Origin of the sequence: Bacillus cereus group sp. BfR-BA-01360 (genome assembly GCF_022663595.1) — a bacterium.
Lineage (GTDB): Bacteria > Bacillota > Bacilli > Bacillales > Bacillaceae_G > Bacillus_A > Bacillus_A cytotoxicus.
In genome coordinates this window covers 17,481-32,887 of record NZ_JAKUFV010000032.1, presented here as the reverse complement: position 1 = coordinate 32,887, position 15,407 = coordinate 17,481, and the positions used below count along the sequence as shown (strand labels likewise).

The window sequence follows — 15,407 nt, the reverse complement described above, 5'->3', positions numbered from 1 at the left end:
AAGAAAATGAAGATACAGAACAGGCGGAGTAGGAGGCAAATAATTGGATCGTATCGATGTATTACTAAAAACATTTATTGCTACTTTTGGTGGCTTTTGCGGTTATTTCTTAGGGGGATGGGATACAACATTGAAAGTTTTAGTAATTATGGCAGCTATTGATTACCTCACAGGAGTAATCGCAGCAGGGTATAACGGGCAATTAAAAAGCAAAGTTGGTTTCAAAGGCATCGCTAAAAAAGTGGTTCTTTTTCTTTTGGTTGGAGTGGCAGCTCAATTAGATTCTACATTTGGTAGCAATAGTGCTATCCGTGAAGCAACAATCTTTTTCTTTATTGGAAACGAGCTATTATCACTTTTAGAAAATGCTGGACGAATGGGGATTCCCCTTCCACAAGCATTAACAAATGCAGTTGAGGTTTTAGGCAGTAAACAAAAACAAGAAAATAAAAAAGGAGATATTAAATAATGGAAATTAGAAAAAACTTAGTTAGTCCAAGTAAATACGGTATTAAATGTCCGTATACAATGAATCCGGAATATATCACGGTACACAACACTTATAATGATGCTCCAGCTGCAAACGAAGTAAAATATATGATTAACAATAACAATGAGGTTTCATTCCATGTTGCTGTAGATGACCAAGAAGCGGTACAAGGCATTCCGTGGGAACGCAATGCTTGGGCTTGTGGTGATGGTAATGGGCCTGGAAACCGTCAATCTATCTCAGTAGAAATTTGTTATTCTAAGTCGGGTGGAGATAGATATTATAAGGCTGAAGAAAATGCTGTTCATGTTGTACGTCAACTTATGTCTATGTACAATATCCCTATCGAAAATGTAAGGACTCATCAATCATGGTCGGGGAAGTATTGTCCTCATAGAATACTGGCTGAAGGACGATGGAATAGTTTTATTGCAAGAGTACAAAAAGCATATAACGGAGGGGATGTTTCTATGACAACTGACGACGGCCGTAGAAAAATCAAAACAGGTGGCTTAGGATACGACGCTATCAAAGAAGTGTCAGAAGTGCTGTGCAGCAAAGGAATTAAGGGGGCTATCTTGTTTGAAGGTGAAGCGCCTTATGTATTAACTGAGAAACTTGCAAACCCAAAGATGGACAACTTTACTGCATGGTTAGATGAGCGTAACTGGTATTATGAATATCTTCAGTAATGAATTAAAGCCGGCTCTTAATTGAGTCGGCTTTTTTACTTTATAAAAAAAACACTCTCCGAAGAGAGCATTTAAAAGGAGTCTACCATGGATATGATGCTGTATGTTCATTATATCATTATAAATAACCATTAAATGTAAAATGATTGTAAATTTCTATTAAAAATTACTTTAGAGCAGGAGCGATCCAATTTTCTTTGAACTTCATTTTATCCCCAACTCTTTCAAGATTCGCTTTCGCTAGATTAATATCTTTTTGATGATATGGAACTTCCCAAAAAATCGCTAATTCTTGAACGTTATTTAATGATTTTCCAACTTTAGCACCAATCTCATTATTATACATTTCAATCATTTCTTTTGTTGTTTGTTTAGTATTCTTAGCATCGAACGATAAATAAAGTAAAAGGATATAATCATCTGGATTATCAGTACCTAAATTTTCGTTTACCTCAATCTTTTTAACAGATATACTCATTAAATCTTTTACGATAGATTCAGCTTCATTTTCAATATTAGATTTATCCAGTTGTTTGTTATTAGGTTCTTGTTTTTCAGTTGCTGCTTTTTCTGTTGTTTTTGTAGGAGTAGATTCTTTCTTTTTTAATAACCCATAGTCTAAAATAGTATCTACCTTTCCATCATTAAAGAGTATGTATACATATCCATCTTTTTCTACACCATCTAGTGCTGGATATGTATATTCAACAAGTGAAGAATCAGCACTATTTATCTCTTTTTTTCCTTTGCCACCCACAATTTTTTCGACTTCTGAAATGCTCATTCCCTTTTTTAGTTGCTTAAACTCTTTTTTAGAAATCTTTCCATCTCCTGTATTGCATGCCGAAAGTAACGTTACTACAAAAAGTAGTAATATTATAAAAAACGATGATTTTTTCAATGTTAGACCTCCTAGTAGATATAATACGACATCATTATATCAAAGTTTGGAGATACTGGGATTATTTATGAATTTATAAAATGTATGTTTAGAGATTTTTTGCTTGTTCGAGTAAGTTAAACACTTGTTCATGTTTCTCTTTTAATTCTTCTAAAGGAATTTTTAGCGCGCTAGGGTTTTCAAGTAAAAATTGTTTATATCCTTGATGTGCGTAAATAAGATGTGCAATGTCTGCATGGTTATTGTGGTGGTATAATAAATCTCCACTTTGTTTTTGAGCTGAAATTATTTCTCTAATCAATTTGTTTTTTTTAAATGCTATTGGATTGGTAATCATGTTTAAATCCTCCTTTTAAAATTTTAATTGTACGAGGTTTAGATGGATCTCGCTGAATATAACCTTTCTCTTCTAAGCGCATTAAATGTCCATGAACCGTGGAACTAGAAGCGAGTCCAGTTGCTTTGCAGATTTCCCTAACAGTAGGAGGAAATCCGTTTTCTATGACCTTTTCTTGGATAAAGGTTAAAATTTCAGCTTGTCTACTTGTTAATGGTTTCATGGTGTATCCCCCGCTTTATGTATGTAATATCTAACCATATAATACCAAGTTATTGAGAATAAATCAAACGCTTGTTCGTGTCTCAGCAGAGATATTATGCTTTCATAAACTCTTTATCAAAGTAGAACTTGTCCATTAAGTTATTTACAATTCCGTTGAATTTATTGATTCTTATTAAACTCCTCAATTATATCCATCATTCGATTGTGCTCTTTAACACATTCCTCCACATTAACTTTTCTATCTTCTAAGAACTTCATCACACATTCTTTTGAGCAATATCTACCCGAATCAAATTGATTGGTTAAATATTCGTTTACAAGATAAAAGTATTTGTGAGTTTGGATATTTACTTTTTCACCACATGTTGAACATTTAAACGTTGAATTAATCTTTCTTCTTGTACTCATTTCTCTTCTTTCATATGCATCTTCTTTAGTAAGTTTACAATTCATTTAATACAACCCCATTTCATCAGCTTCTTCTTTAGATATTTTGTAATATACACCTGGAACAAGAGAGCTGTCTATTGTGTTTGCATTTGTGGAGGGCTCCTTTGATTTGTCCTCTTCTAACCAATTATAAAAAAGCACTTTAGTGTGTGGTTTTGGTGCGTCAGAATTACTTGTGTTAGCTTGTTTATGTTCCTTAGATAGTTTGATATTATCGCTGTAAACCTTCGTGAATAAAGCTTGTACACTGTCTGTGAGAGTGCCATTACATTTTAAGAATCTATCAACTTTATTTAGTGCATTCAATGCGAGACAAAATAACCCCTTATCACAATTGCTACCCACACGTAAACCGATAATAGATGCATTCGTTTTTAAAGTATCATGATAAGTTCCAGCTTTGATTGTATGGTACATCATTTCTTGATATTCATTCACATAGTATGTATGGACTCTTTCGAACTCTTTTTGAATATCATTTTGAGCTTCTTCTAATTCGTTTTCAATTGATTTCGTTAGCGATACTATATCATTATTTTTTTCCTGTTTTAAAGAATTAAAAGAGTTAATAGAGTTATTATAGTTAGAACTTGTTTTTTCGCCTTTCAGACTTACAGTATCAAGGGTTTCAGGGTTTTTCTGTTCTGCAATCTGTCCTGCATTTAGTTCTGCAATTTGTTCTGCATTTATATAAAATACTTCTTTCATGATTGTTGTAAAATTAGGATGCGTTTTTAATACAAATACATACTTATTCTTGCCATCAGCTAATCCGCCAACTACGATTTCACCTGTTTCTTTTAATGCGCGAACTGCTGCATTCACAGTTCTTATGGAACAGTCAGCTTTACGTGCTAATGTTTCAGCAGAAATTTTACATATGCCATTACCAGAAAGCATGTATATAATGTGATCCATAACGTCTTTTCTTTTTGAGCCAATAGGAAATAAACGTTCAAAGCTTTGATTGTTTGCATTGATACGTTCGCTAATTGCTGTAATAATTTCACTTTTCTTTTTAGAGCATAATTTGTTTAGTTGCATATATTTTTGAACATCTTTATTATAAGCTGTGATTTTCTTCATAATGGTTTGTCTCCTTTGTAGAAACAAAAAAAGCAACAGAATGCCTGAATGTAAGCAAACTGTTGCTAAGAAGCCCTTACGTACTGTAAAATAGTTCGTAAGAGTACAGCAAGTGTTTGCCTAGGTGGTTAGGCGGACGGTATATATAGTGTTTGTCGCACTGTATATACACGCTGTGCTCTTTTGTTTTATTGTATTTGTGAGAACTTTACATGTTTATATTTAAATACAAAGAATCAAGTCATGCATCGGCAGACGGTGTTTATTGGCAGCTTAAATGCCTCAATTGTTCATCCGCGTGAGGTGTTTAAAGAAGCTTTTCGCCGCGCAGCTGCCTCTATTATATGTCTGCATAATCATCCTTCAGGAGTGCGCCTGCAAGGTGCGTAATTTTAGCGTTTTCTTAGAAAACTAGAACTCCTTACAATGTTCTATGGTCAGCATCTTACCTTGAGGGGAAACCTATAGAGGGAACATAGCATGATGTGAAAAGGAGAAAAGACGACAAAACTATCTAATGTCGAGTCAGTTCTTCAGACCAAGTGATGCATGGTAAAAGCTACACTGCTTGAATCCTAGACGAATGAGCGATGGGTGCGCCGTTGTCTACGATAGTTAACAGGCAATGAGGACAAAATGGGAGACATTTCTTCGCTATGTCTGCTGGGTATCGCCTGAGCCCTGCCCATAGTAAGGTTTGTCCTTCAATCTTCCACTAGAAGAAACCGTCGAAAGGGATACCTAATCATCACGTATCTAAAATTACGTCATAATGCAGGGATTGCCTAAGTGCAAGCGCCAATTGGCTATTAGACATAGGTCTATGAAAATTGCATACGGTAACGGAGTCTCCATAGTACTCAACGTTTGCTTGTAATGAGTTTAGCAAGGGGAAGGGAGACAGGTTGATGTTAACGTCAATGAGAAAGGAGTCATGAATATGGCAACAAATCCATTTCATCAGTTGGACGTTATAAGGAAAGCTTCTCAAAATGGTAAAATAATAACAGATTGTTACCGTCTGATGTATAAAAGAGAACTATGGATTAAAGCATACGTAAAGCTATATCCGAATGCAGGGAATCTAACAAAAGGAACGTCTGAAGAAACAATCGATGGTTTTTACTTACAAAAGATTGATGAAATCATTGACCAACTCAAGAAGGGGATGTTTCGTTTTGCACCTGTAAGAAGAGCTTATATTTCAAAAGCAAACGGTAAAAAGAGACCTCTAGGAGTTCCGAACTTTAAAGATAAGTTGGTACAAGAAGTAATGAGAATGATTTTGGAAAATGTTTATGAACCAATATTCTCAGATAACTCTCATGGATTTAGAGAAGGGAGAAGCTGTCACACAGCATTATCCCAAATCAAGAACACATGGAAGGGATTAACATGGTGTATAGAAGGAGCCATAAAAGGCTTCTTTGATCATATTGACCATTCTGTACTCATAAATCTTATTTCAAAAAGAATGAATGACCATCGTTTTCTTCTACTTATCCACAATGCACTTGCAAGTGGTGTGATGGAAAACTGGACTTATCAAAAAACATACAGCGGTACACCACAGGGCGGTATTCTCTCCCCCTTATTAGCTAATATCTATCTTCATGAGTTTGACATATTTTTGGAAAAGCAAATAGAGAAGTTTGATAAAGGGAAATTAAGGGCGAGAAATAAAGAATATACTAAAATACACTCGGAAATCCGTTCGCTTTCTCGAAAAGTCAAAAGCTTAGATGACAGAACAGGGCATCGATTATGGAAAGGCAGAGAGAAAATGATAGAAACTATCGCAGAGTTAAAGCGTAAACAGATTGGTATTTCCTCTGTCAATCATATGGATAATGACTATCAAAAAATGAAGTATGTTCGTTATGCTGATGATTTTGTAATAGGGATAGCTGGTTCCAAAGATTGTGCAGTGAATATAAAAGAAACGATAAAGAATTTTCTAAAACAAGAACTGCATCTTGAATTAAGTGAAGAAAAAACACTTATCAACCACTTGGAGAATCCAATTTCCTTTCTTGGATATGAATTTCGTAAGTGGAATGAAATAAAAAGGACTAGGGTCTTGTATAAAAACCATAAACAGAGGGCTCTCTCAGGAGCAATTAAGTTGGAAATTCCCAAAAAGAAAATGAAAGAATTTGCTATAAAAAACGGATATGGTAATCTTGATAATTTCAAAAGTATACATCGAGCAAAGCTGCTTAATAATTCAGAGTTGGAGATTCTGTGTACCTATAACGCTGAACTGCGAGGAATTGCAAACTACTACAAGCTAGCGAATAATTACCATCATTTAGATAAGTTGTTTTATTTAGCGGAGAGTAGTTTCATCAAAACCATAGCTAATAAACGTAGAAGCACCTCAATGAAAGTGGCTACAAGCATGAGAACCCACAAACAAGGAGTACTTTGTCTAGTAAGAAAAGATCAACATAACAATGAAAAACTTTATCAGTTTGTGAAATTAAAAGACCTGCCTAAACATAAGGGTGCGATTAAAGTTGATACACCAGAAATAGACTCATACGTGAATACAATGAAATATTTTGGGTGAACGGATTTTGAAAAGCGTTTGTTGGCAAATAGATGTGAAGCGTGCGGTACAACAAAAGGTCAGATGGAAGTTCACTACATTAGAAAGCTAAAGAACTGGAAAAAGAACGAAATTTAAAGTATTTGGACGAGATGATGATTGAATGCCAAAGGAAAACAATCGTCCTATGCTTTAAATGCTATCATGACCATCATGAGAAGCAAATTCCGATTAATCAACTGGCGAGCCGTATACAGTGAAAGCTGTACGTACGGTTCTGAGGGGGGGACTATGAAATCTGCTTTGGGAACAAAGTAAGGCGCATGCTCCCTACCCTACGACCCTACACCAAGCCGTGAAGATATTGAAGTAACAAAGCGATTGGTAGAATGCGGTAAGATTATTGGAATTGAAGTCCTCGATCATATTATTATAGGTGACCATAAATTTGTTAGTTTAAGGGAAAAAGGTCATATTTAAGACTATTCTTTTTACTTATTTTGTTTTATAATGTGTTTTATGAGTTTTTTGTAGATAAACGTCTATAGTAAAGAATGAAAAATATAAAAACGTACTGTTTTATTATAAATATAAAGTAAGAAAATGAGTCCGTGAAGATGAGAAAGGAAGATAGATGACATGTTTGGATTTGGTGGTTTTACTCGTGATCTTGGAATAGACTTAGGAACAGCGAATACGCTTGTATACGTAAAAGGAAAAGGTGTTGTATTACGCGAACCTTCAGTTGTAGCATTGCAAACTGATACGAAGCAAATCGTTGCGGTTGGTAGTGACGCAAAACAAATGATTGGTCGTACACCAGGTAATGTCGTAGCTTTGCGACCAATGAAAGATGGTGTAATTGCTGATTATGAAACGACAGCAACAATGATGAAGTATTATATTCAACAAGCACAAAAATCAAATGGATTTTTCTCTCGTAAGCCTTATGTAATGGTATGTGTTCCATCTGGTATTACAGCGGTTGAAAGACGTGCGGTAATCGATGCAACTCGCCAAGCTGGTGCACGTGATGCATATCCAATTGAAGAACCATTTGCAGCAGCAATCGGTGCTAACCTACCTGTTTGGGAACCAACTGGTAGTATGGTTGTTGATATCGGTGGGGGTACAACAGAAGTTGCAATCATTTCACTAGGTGGTATCGTAACAAGCCAATCTGTTCGTGTCGCTGGTGATGATATGGACGATTCTATCATTCAATACATTAAAAAGAACTACAATTTAATGATTGGAGAAAGAACAGCGGAAGCTTTAAAAGTGGAAATTGGATCTGCTGGAGAACCAGAAGGGGTAGAACCAATGGAAATCCGTGGTCGTGACCTAGTAAGCGGTTTACCAAAAACAGTGTTAATTAAGCCGGAAGAAATTGCAGAAGCCTTAAAAGATACAGTAGATGCAATTGTAGAATCAGTTAAAAATACATTAGAAAAAACACCACCTGAGTTAGCAGCGGACATTATGGATCGTGGTATCGTATTAACAGGTGGCGGTGCATTGCTTCGTAATTTGGATAAGGTAATTAGTGAAGAAACGAAAATGCCAGTTTTAGTTGCGGAAAATCCGTTGGATTGCGTAGCGATTGGAACAGGTAAAGCGTTAGATAATATTGACCTTTTCAAAACTGCTCGTTAATATTTCAAATACAAAATCAATGAAATTAAGAGGGTGTGAACGTGCCACAGTTTTTCTTGAACAAAAGATTAATTGTTTTGCTAGTTAGTATTATTCTCCTCGTGGCATTGATTGGAATCTCATTGAAAGAACGGAAGAGTCTAACATGGCCAGAGCAGTTTGTAAAAGATACTGTCGGTGTTGTAGAACGTGTATTCCAAAAGCCAGCGAGTTATGTTGCCGGATTCTTCGAAAATGTAGAGGATATAAAGCGCACGTATGAAGAAAATAAACAGTTAAAAGAAAAATTAGATAAGTATGCGACTTTATCTACAGATTTAAAGAGGATTGAAGAAGAAAATAAAGAGTTACGTGAAGTAATTGGTGCGAAAGATTCGCTTAGAGACTATAAGCCAACTCATGCAACTGTTATTTCTCGTAACCCAGACAAATGGTATGATTTAATTGGCATCGATAAAGGAGCTCAGCAAGGAATTAAAAAAGATATGGCAGTTATAACTGCCAAAGGCTTAGTAGGGCGTGTGAAGAGCGCGTCTCAATTTACGTCAACAGTCGAATTGCTAAGTTCTATGAACCGTACCAATCGTGTCTCAGCTGTTGTTCAAGGACAAAAAGAGAACATCTCTGGGTTAATTGAAGGATACGATAAAGAAAAGCAATTGCTTCTTTTTACAAAGATTTCATCAAGTGCACAAGTGGAAAAAGGACAGATGGTTGTCACATCTGGTCTTGGTGATATTTTCCCTGAAAACTTGCTTATTGGGGAAATTGTAGAAGTAGAACCGGATGCATACGGATTAACTCAAACAGCTTATGTAAAGCCTGCTGCGGATTTAAATAATGTGAACCAAGTAATGGTTGCAAAAAGAGTGAAACCTTCAGCAGAATTAGAACAGTAAGGGGGAGAAGAGATGATGATTTTAAAACGAGCAATTCTTCCTCTTCTGCTTCTTTTTTTCTTTTTATTTGAAAATATGTTTGCTACGTTTGTGCCAACGGAACTATTTTGGAAAAATTCGATAGCAGTACCGCATTTCTTTATGATTATCCTATGTTTTATTACTGTTTATTACGGTCCTCTTCAAGGTGTTTATTATGGGCTGTTATTCGGTTTTTTATTTGATATTGTATATACAGAGCTAGTTGGTGTATACATATTTGCTTATCCGATTTTAGCGTATCTTGTTTATAGTACGATGAGGATCTTACAGTTGAATCTATTTATTGTTTCTTTTATCGTATTGGCAGGAATAGTAGCATTAGAGTATTATGTATATGGATTTTTATCGTTATTAGGACGTATTCATGTGCCAGCAAATATTTTTTTCACAGATCGTCTCCTTGCTACCGTATTGTTAAATGGAATTTTCTTATTGATAGTTTGTTTCCCACTGAGACGATATCTTGTACGTCTATCAAAAGCGATGGAAGAAAGAGAAAAAAGGATTTTCTGAGTTTATGTCGAATTGAATCGGTGGGGTGAACTTTAGTGGACGAAAAAAAGCAACAGAACATAACAATAAAAGGGACGAAAGATGGACTAACACTTCATTTAGATGATTGCTGTTCATTTACTGAATTACTGCAAGAATTAGACGAAAAACTATCTACTCATTATTATGATGGTGATGGGCGTTCATTAATTGAAGTACATGTTAAGGTAGGGAATCGATATTTAACAGAGGTACAACAAGAAGAAATTCGTACCTTAATTCGCAATAAGAAAAACCTTGTTGTGGATTCCATTGAAAGTGATGTAATCACCAAGGCAGAAGCTATCGCTTGGAAAGAAGAAACAGAAATTGTCCCTATTTCCAAAATTGTTCGCTCAGGTCAAGTTTTGCATGTAAAAGGTAATCTATTATTAATTGGAGATGTTAATCCAGGCGGAATGGTTATCGCTGGGGGGAATATTTTTGTCGTTGGCTCCTTGCGCGGAATTGCACATGCTGGATATTATGGAGATAAAGATGCTGTTATTGCGGCATCCGTCATGAATCCGATGCAGCTCCGAATAAGTGATGTGACAACGCGGGCTCCGGAAGAGAAAGAAGACGGAGCAGAGACGGCAGAATGTGCATATATTAATGAGGACAATCACATTGTTGTCGATCGCCTGCAACTTCTCACTCATCTTAGACCTAATTTAACAAAGTTAGAAAGGGGAATTGTATAGCTGTGGGAGAGGCAATAGTAATTACATCTGGAAAAGGCGGGGTAGGCAAAACTACAACGTCTGCAAACATTGGTACAGCCTTGGCATTATCCGGAAAAAAGGTATGTTTAATTGATACGGATATTGGACTAAGAAACTTAGATGTAGTCATGGGGCTAGAAAATCGGATTGTATTTGATCTTGTTGATGTCGTTGAAGGGCGTTGTCGCTTACCTCAAGCTCTTATTAAAGATAAGCGCTTTGATGAGCTTTATTTATTACCTGCAGCACAAACGAGTGATAAATCCGCGGTAACACCTGAACAAATGGATGAATTGATACAAGTATTACGTCAAGATTATGATTACATATTAATTGATTGTCCTGCTGGTATTGAGCAAGGATTCAAAAATGCAGTGGCAGGTGCAGATAAAGCGATTGTTGTCACTACACCAGAAGTATCTTCTATGCGCGATGCCGATCGTATTATCGGGCTTTTAGAAAAAGAAGATATTGAGCCGCCGAAACTTATCATTAACCGTGTACGCAGTCACATGTTGCATGAGCAAGATATGCTAGATGTGGACGAAATTGTACGTATGTTATCAATTGAGCTTCTCGGGGTTGTTGCAGATGATGATGATGTCATTCGAGCTACGAATACAGGTGAACCTGTTGCGCTGCAACCAAACGGAAAAGCAGCATTAGCTTATCGGAATATTGCAAGACGTTTGTTAGGGGAAAATGTCCCGTTACAAACGCTCGAGCAAGAAAAGGTATCTGTCTTTACAAAAGTAAAGAATTTCTTCGGAATTCGTTAAAAGCACTTCGTATATATGCGGAGTGCTTTCTTTTTTCTTCTCATGAATATCTTTCTTTTAGCGTTCATACATATGTACAAACTATATAAAATTATATGGCTGCACGATAGTAGCTGTTTTGCAGTTTGAACAAAAGGTCGAAAAGGAAGGAGAAAAGATGAAAAATAGACGTATAGAAGAAATTCGAAAGCGGATTGCAAAAAGGAAAGAGGAACAAGAGCGGTTAGAGGAAGAACAATATTTTTCAGGTGAAGATTTTAATGGGGAAACGCTGTTAATTGAAGAGGGAGAGAAGGAATTTCACCCTCTATTTCGTAAGGATATCTTTTTATTTAAAGTGTTATTAGCAGCTATATTGGTGTTATCAGTGGCCATCTTATTTAAAAATGCCCCTCCGTCTTTTGATGGAGCGCGAGTCGTTGTAACGAAAGTAATGAAGGAGGAATTTCAGTTCGCTGCCGTGTCAAAATGGTACGAGGCCCATTTTGGAAAGCCACTAGCTTTCTTACCTGCGAGTGAGAAGAAGCAAAATACACAACAAAAAAACTATGCAGTTCCAGCTTCAGGAAAAGTGACAGAAGGATTTCAAAAAAATGGGCAAGGTGTACTTGTGCAAACAGTTACAGGTGCAACGGTTGAGTCGGTAAATGAAGGAGTCGTTATTTTTGCTGGAAAAAAAGAGGGTCTTGGGAATACGATTGAAATCCAACATGCAGATGGTACGGAATCTTGGTATGGCAATTTAGGAGAAATGTCAGTGAAATTATATGATTATGTTGAAAAGAAACAAAAAATTGGAACAGTGAGTAATGATGACAAAAATAAAAATGGTAAGTTTTATTTTGCAATCAAAAAGAATGAAAAATTTATTGATCCAATTCAGGTGATTTCATTTGATTAAATATAGGGAAGTACTGTCTAAAATTACAATACATCCATTGTTTTGGGTAGTTATAGCAGTTGGTATTTTTACGGCACGTTTTAAAGAATTATTACTTTTGTTTTTTATTGTTCTCATTCACGAGCTAGGCCATGCCTTTGCGGCTGCTCATTACAAATGGAGAATTAAGCAAATACAGCTTTTGCCGTTTGGTGGTGTAGCAGAACTTGAAGAGCATGGAAATAAACCTTTGAAGGAAGAGCTCGTTGTAATGATAGCAGGGCCAATTCAACATGCATGGATGATTGGCATGGCATATGTTTATTATAAAACTGGGTGGGTTCCTCAAGATTTGTATCAATTTTTTGTGTGGAATAACGTCATTATTTTAAGTTTTAATTTACTTCCTATTTGGCCACTTGATGGTGGGAAAATTGTCTTTAATATATTATCGCATCAATTTCCTTATTTACAAGCACATGACAAAATGATGAAAATATCATGTGTTTTTTTTAGCGTAATATTAGGGTGGCAACTGATTTGGAATAAGAATAATATTATGATGTGGGTACTTCTTCTCTTTTTAGCGATTTCGTTGTATCAAGAATGGAAGCAACGAAGATATGCATTTATACGCTTTTTATTAGAACGTTACTATGGAAATAAGCGCGAAATTGAAAAGATTTCTCCTATTGAAGTAAATAGAGAGGATCGGTTATATACGATTTTTACAAAGTTTCGAAGGGGTTATAAACATTCAATTATTGTACATGGTAAATATAAAGAGCATTATACACTGGATGAAAATGAATTGCTGTATGCATATTTCACTGAAAAGCGCACAACATCATCTGTGGAAGAGTTAATCGGTTAGTGTTGACGATGACACTAACCTTTTATAATGTAAGAAGAAAAAATGAAAAAGTGAGGAAGGTATTTTGAAGACGTTATATATTAACTATACAGGTTCGGAAAAGAGAGTGGCAATAGAAGAAAAACAAAAGATTGTTGAACTTTCGTGGCACCGCAATGGGGACGAAGAAATTGTTGGATACATTTATGTTGGACGTGTTGTCAGAACGATTGCTGGTATGAATGCGGCATTTGTAAATATCGGTTTAGAAAAACATGCTTATCTTTCTTACGATGATGTTCCAAAGGCGTACCGAGTTCATGAGGGGCAAGCTATACTTGTACAAGTAGTAAAAGAAGCAATCGACACAAAAGGTCCTAAATTAACAGCGAATATAGAATTTACCGGGAAATATGTTGTTTATATGCCTTATGATGAAATGCGTGCCGTTTCCCGGAAAATAAAAAGTCAAAAAAAACGGAAAGACTTGTTTGCAATTGAGGTAGAAGGGTTAGGAGGATATATCTTTCGCTCGGCATGTGAGAAAGGAACAACGGCTGATATAAAAGCTGAAATAGAACACTTTCAACAATTATTTGAAGAACTAAAAAGAAAAGAAAGGTGTGGAAAGGCACCGGTATTAGTTCATCGCCCAGCTACTTTTTTAGATCGTATATTTCAAGAAAACCCTACTGAATCAATTGAGAAAGTGGTTGTAGATTCAAGAGAACCGGTAAGGGAGTTAGAAAATAAGCTAGGTAAAGAAAAAGTATTTTTCTATCGTGAAAAGTCATCCATGTTTAGTCATTATGGTATCGAGAGAGAGATCGAAAAAGCATTACAAAAAATTGTTTGGTTACAAAATGGCTCCTATTTAATTATAGAACAGATGGAGACAATGACAGTTATTGATGTAAATACTGGGAAATTTACTGGGAAACAAGATTTACAAGATACAGTTGTACGAACAAATGAAATAGCTGTTGAAGAAATTGCTCGTCAGTTACGACTACGTGATATTGGGGGAATGATATTAATTGATTTTATCAATATGAAAAAAGAAGAAGATCAGGAGAGAATACGCGAGAAATTAATAATAGCTTTGCAGGATGACCGTACATATACGAGGGTTCTTGGATTTACCGAGCTCGGCATTTTAGAAATGACACGTAAGCGCAAGAAACAGTCACTGCGTGATATATTATTAGAAGATTGTGCGAAATGCATGGCAACAGGGTATAGTATTTCAAATGAAACAATTGCGTATGAACTAGAAAGAGAACTGCTCTCGTATAGTCACATGGAAGATGAAGCGGTGCTTATTGCAGCGCCGAAAGCTGTGCAAAAAATATTTTTACAAAAAGAATTGCAAAAAAATATTCCATTTCAAATTTATTTTAAAGAGGAAGAAATGGAAAAGTACGCACTTATTAGGTTTGGAACGAAGCAGGAGATGATAGATAGGAAAAATAGTTAGTAGAACATTTGTTGACAATAGTCAATGATTCGTGGTAACATCTTTATGTTATAGTTTATAGCACCTAAATGGCTATATACTACAACCGCACAATGCAGGTGTACAAATGACAGTCTATGTCTACCTCGTGTTGGCGAGTCTTAGTAATTATGAGGAGGTGCAAGTATGTACGCAATTATCGAAACAGGTGGCAAACAAATCAAAGTTGAAGCTGGTCAAGAAATCTACATTGAAAAATTAGATGTTGAAGCTGGTGAAACTGTTACTTTTGACAAAGTTCTTTTCGTTGGTGGCGAAAACGTAAAAGTTGGTAGCCCAGTTGTAGAAGGTGCAACAGTTACTGCGAAAGTTGAAAAACACGGTCGCGCTAAGAAAATCATCGTTTTCAAATACAAAGCGAAAAAGAACAATCGTAAAAAACAAGGTCATCGTCAACCTTACACTAAGCTAGTTGTTGAAGCAATCAACGCTTAATTCTGGTTAAGATGATTAAAATTACGATTAATCGTACGAAATTAGGAAATATCCAATCATTTAAAATGACTGGGCATGCCGATTATGCGCCGCATGGACAAGATCTTGTCTGCGCTGGAACAACTGCGGTTGTGTTCGGATCTATAAATGCTGTGGAAGTCCTTTGTAATGTAGAGGCAACGATTGAACTTGGAAGTGATGGTGGATTTTTAACGTATGAACTGCCTAATGATTTAGACGCTCATACGATGGAAAAGGCACAAACACTGTTAGAGGGATTAGTTGTTTCACTTAAGACGATTGAACTTGATTACGGAAAATATATCCGATTAATAGAAAAAGTACGGGAGGTGTAATAT

16 protein-coding genes, 4 pseudogenes and 1 other annotated feature are annotated in these 15,407 nt (G+C 35.9%); of the genes and pseudogenes, 15 read left to right on the top strand and 5 right to left on the bottom strand.

Annotated features, from left to right (window positions below; translation table 11 throughout):
* Positions 1 to 43: 43 nt before the first annotated feature.
* Positions 44 to 469 (top strand): phage holin family protein, encoded by a 426-nt coding sequence (locus tag MR056_RS20315; RefSeq protein WP_242136660.1) that lies wholly within the window; start codon positions 44 to 46, stop codon positions 467 to 469.
* The gene (locus MR056_RS20310; RefSeq protein ID WP_242136659.1) at positions 469 to 1,182 is read left to right on the top strand and encodes an N-acetylmuramoyl-L-alanine amidase; all 714 of its coding nucleotides are present in this window, start codon (positions 469 to 471) and stop codon (positions 1,180 to 1,182) included. The genes MR056_RS20315 and MR056_RS20310 overlap by 1 nt, the downstream gene beginning before the upstream one ends.
* 166 nt (positions 1,183 to 1,348) lie before the next feature.
* Here the strand turns inward: MR056_RS20310 and MR056_RS20305 are convergent, their stop codons facing one another.
* The 5 genes and pseudogenes from MR056_RS20305 to MR056_RS20280 all read right to left on the bottom strand — a co-directional run bounded on the left by MR056_RS20305 (position 1,349) and on the right by MR056_RS20280 (position 4,181).
* The gene (locus MR056_RS20305) at positions 1,349 to 2,083 is read right to left on the bottom strand and encodes a hypothetical protein (RefSeq protein WP_242136658.1); all 735 of its coding nucleotides are present in this window, start codon (positions 2,081 to 2,083) and stop codon (positions 1,349 to 1,351) included.
* Between the two features lie 88 nt (positions 2,084 to 2,171).
* Positions 2,172 to 2,420, bottom strand: a complete 249-nt coding sequence (locus MR056_RS20300) for a hypothetical protein (RefSeq protein WP_087099127.1) — start codon at positions 2,418 to 2,420, stop codon at positions 2,172 to 2,174.
* Positions 2,398 to 2,643, bottom strand: a pseudogene (locus tag MR056_RS20295) (LexA family protein); the annotation flags it as partial. The gene MR056_RS20300 and the pseudogene MR056_RS20295, both read right to left, overlap by 23 nt.
* Before the next feature lie 161 nt (positions 2,644 to 2,804).
* Positions 2,805 to 3,098: a hypothetical protein gene (locus tag MR056_RS20285; RefSeq protein WP_210351336.1), complete on the bottom strand. Its 294-nt coding sequence runs from the start codon at positions 3,096 to 3,098 to the stop codon at positions 2,805 to 2,807.
* Entirely contained in the window at positions 3,099 to 4,181 is a 1,083-nt protein-coding gene (locus tag MR056_RS20280) for a helix-turn-helix domain-containing protein (RefSeq protein ID WP_242136657.1), read from the bottom strand.
* Between the two features lie 201 nt (positions 4,182 to 4,382).
* On the opposite strand from MR056_RS20280, the pseudogene MR056_RS20275 reads away from it, so the two are divergent.
* From MR056_RS20275 to MR056_RS20215, 13 genes and pseudogenes are all read left to right on the top strand, one after another.
* A pseudogene (locus MR056_RS20275) lies at positions 4,383 to 4,550 on the top strand (JAB domain-containing protein); the annotation flags it as partial.
* A 571-nt stretch (positions 4,551 to 5,121) separates the two neighbouring features.
* Positions 5,122 to 6,992: pseudogene (locus tag MR056_RS20270) on the top strand (reverse transcriptase/maturase family protein).
* Positions 6,993 to 7,071: 79 nt separating this feature from the next.
* Positions 7,072 to 7,212: pseudogene (locus MR056_RS20265) on the top strand (JAB domain-containing protein); the annotation flags it as partial.
* Between the two features lie 159 nt (positions 7,213 to 7,371).
* Positions 7,372 to 8,388 carry a cell shape-determining protein MreB gene (gene mreB, locus MR056_RS20260; protein ID WP_012095626.1) on the top strand — a complete coding sequence of 339 codons (1,017 nt, stop codon included), beginning with the start codon at positions 7,372 to 7,374 and terminating at the stop codon, positions 8,386 to 8,388.
* 41 nt (positions 8,389 to 8,429) lie between these two features.
* Entirely contained in the window at positions 8,430 to 9,287 is an 858-nt protein-coding gene (gene mreC / locus MR056_RS20255) for a rod shape-determining protein MreC (protein ID WP_012095625.1), read from the top strand.
* Positions 9,288 to 9,299: 12 nt separating this feature from the next.
* Positions 9,300 to 9,842, top strand: a complete 543-nt coding sequence (gene mreD, locus MR056_RS20250; protein WP_087099243.1) for a rod shape-determining protein MreD — start codon at positions 9,300 to 9,302, stop codon at positions 9,840 to 9,842.
* 35 nt (positions 9,843 to 9,877) lie between these two features.
* Positions 9,878 to 10,564, top strand: coding sequence for a septum site-determining protein MinC (gene minC, locus MR056_RS20245; RefSeq protein WP_012095623.1), 687 nt, complete (start codon positions 9,878 to 9,880; stop codon positions 10,562 to 10,564).
* A gap of 2 nt (positions 10,565 to 10,566) precedes the next feature.
* A complete protein-coding gene (gene minD, locus MR056_RS20240; protein WP_012095622.1) occupies positions 10,567 to 11,364 on the top strand; it encodes a septum site-determining protein MinD in 798 nt (265 codons plus the stop codon).
* Between the two features lie 157 nt (positions 11,365 to 11,521).
* Positions 11,522 to 12,265, top strand: coding sequence for a M23 family metallopeptidase (locus MR056_RS20235; RefSeq protein ID WP_012095621.1), 744 nt, complete (start codon positions 11,522 to 11,524; stop codon positions 12,263 to 12,265).
* The gene (locus tag MR056_RS20230; RefSeq protein WP_012095620.1) at positions 12,258 to 13,118 is read left to right on the top strand and encodes a M50 family metallopeptidase; all 861 of its coding nucleotides are present in this window, start codon (positions 12,258 to 12,260) and stop codon (positions 13,116 to 13,118) included. Before MR056_RS20235 ends, MR056_RS20230 begins: the two co-directional genes overlap by 8 nt.
* A gap of 64 nt (positions 13,119 to 13,182) precedes the next feature.
* Complete coding sequence (locus MR056_RS20225; RefSeq protein WP_012095619.1) at positions 13,183 to 14,574, top strand: Rne/Rng family ribonuclease; 1,392 nt, start codon at positions 13,183 to 13,185, stop codon at positions 14,572 to 14,574.
* A gap of 73 nt (positions 14,575 to 14,647) precedes the next feature.
* Positions 14,648 to 14,725: a sequence feature (ribosomal protein L21 leader region), on the top strand.
* Positions 14,726 to 14,739: 14 nt separating this feature from the next.
* On the top strand, positions 14,740 to 15,048 hold the full coding sequence (gene rplU / locus MR056_RS20220) for a 50S ribosomal protein L21 (protein WP_000270908.1): 309 nt from the start codon (positions 14,740 to 14,742) through the stop codon (positions 15,046 to 15,048).
* Positions 15,049 to 15,059: 11 nt separating this feature from the next.
* The gene (locus MR056_RS20215) at positions 15,060 to 15,404 is read left to right on the top strand and encodes a ribosomal-processing cysteine protease Prp (protein ID WP_012095618.1); all 345 of its coding nucleotides are present in this window, start codon (positions 15,060 to 15,062) and stop codon (positions 15,402 to 15,404) included.
* The last annotated feature ends 3 nt before the right edge of the window (positions 15,405 to 15,407 follow it).

Coding starts and splice junctions, on each gene's coding strand:
- MR056_RS20310 (WP_242136659.1), top strand. CDS start 469: ATGGAAATTAGAAAAAACTTAGTTAGTCCAAGTAAATACGGTATTAAA.
- MR056_RS20300 (WP_087099127.1), bottom strand. CDS start 2,420: ATGATTACCAATCCAATAGCATTTAAAAAAAACAAATTGATTAGAGAA.
- MR056_RS20285 (WP_210351336.1), bottom strand. CDS start 3,098: ATGAATTGTAAACTTACTAAAGAAGATGCATATGAAAGAAGAGAAATG.
- MR056_RS20280 (WP_242136657.1), bottom strand. CDS start 4,181: ATGAAGAAAATCACAGCTTATAATAAAGATGTTCAAAAATATATGCAA.
- mreB (WP_012095626.1), top strand. CDS start 7,372: ATGTTTGGATTTGGTGGTTTTACTCGTGATCTTGGAATAGACTTAGGA.
- mreD (WP_087099243.1), top strand. CDS start 9,300: ATGATGATTTTAAAACGAGCAATTCTTCCTCTTCTGCTTCTTTTTTTC.
- MR056_RS20235 (WP_012095621.1), top strand. CDS start 11,522: ATGAAAAATAGACGTATAGAAGAAATTCGAAAGCGGATTGCAAAAAGG.
- rplU (WP_000270908.1), top strand. CDS start 14,740: ATGTACGCAATTATCGAAACAGGTGGCAAACAAATCAAAGTTGAAGCT.
- MR056_RS20215 (WP_012095618.1), top strand. CDS start 15,060: ATGATTAAAATTACGATTAATCGTACGAAATTAGGAAATATCCAATCA.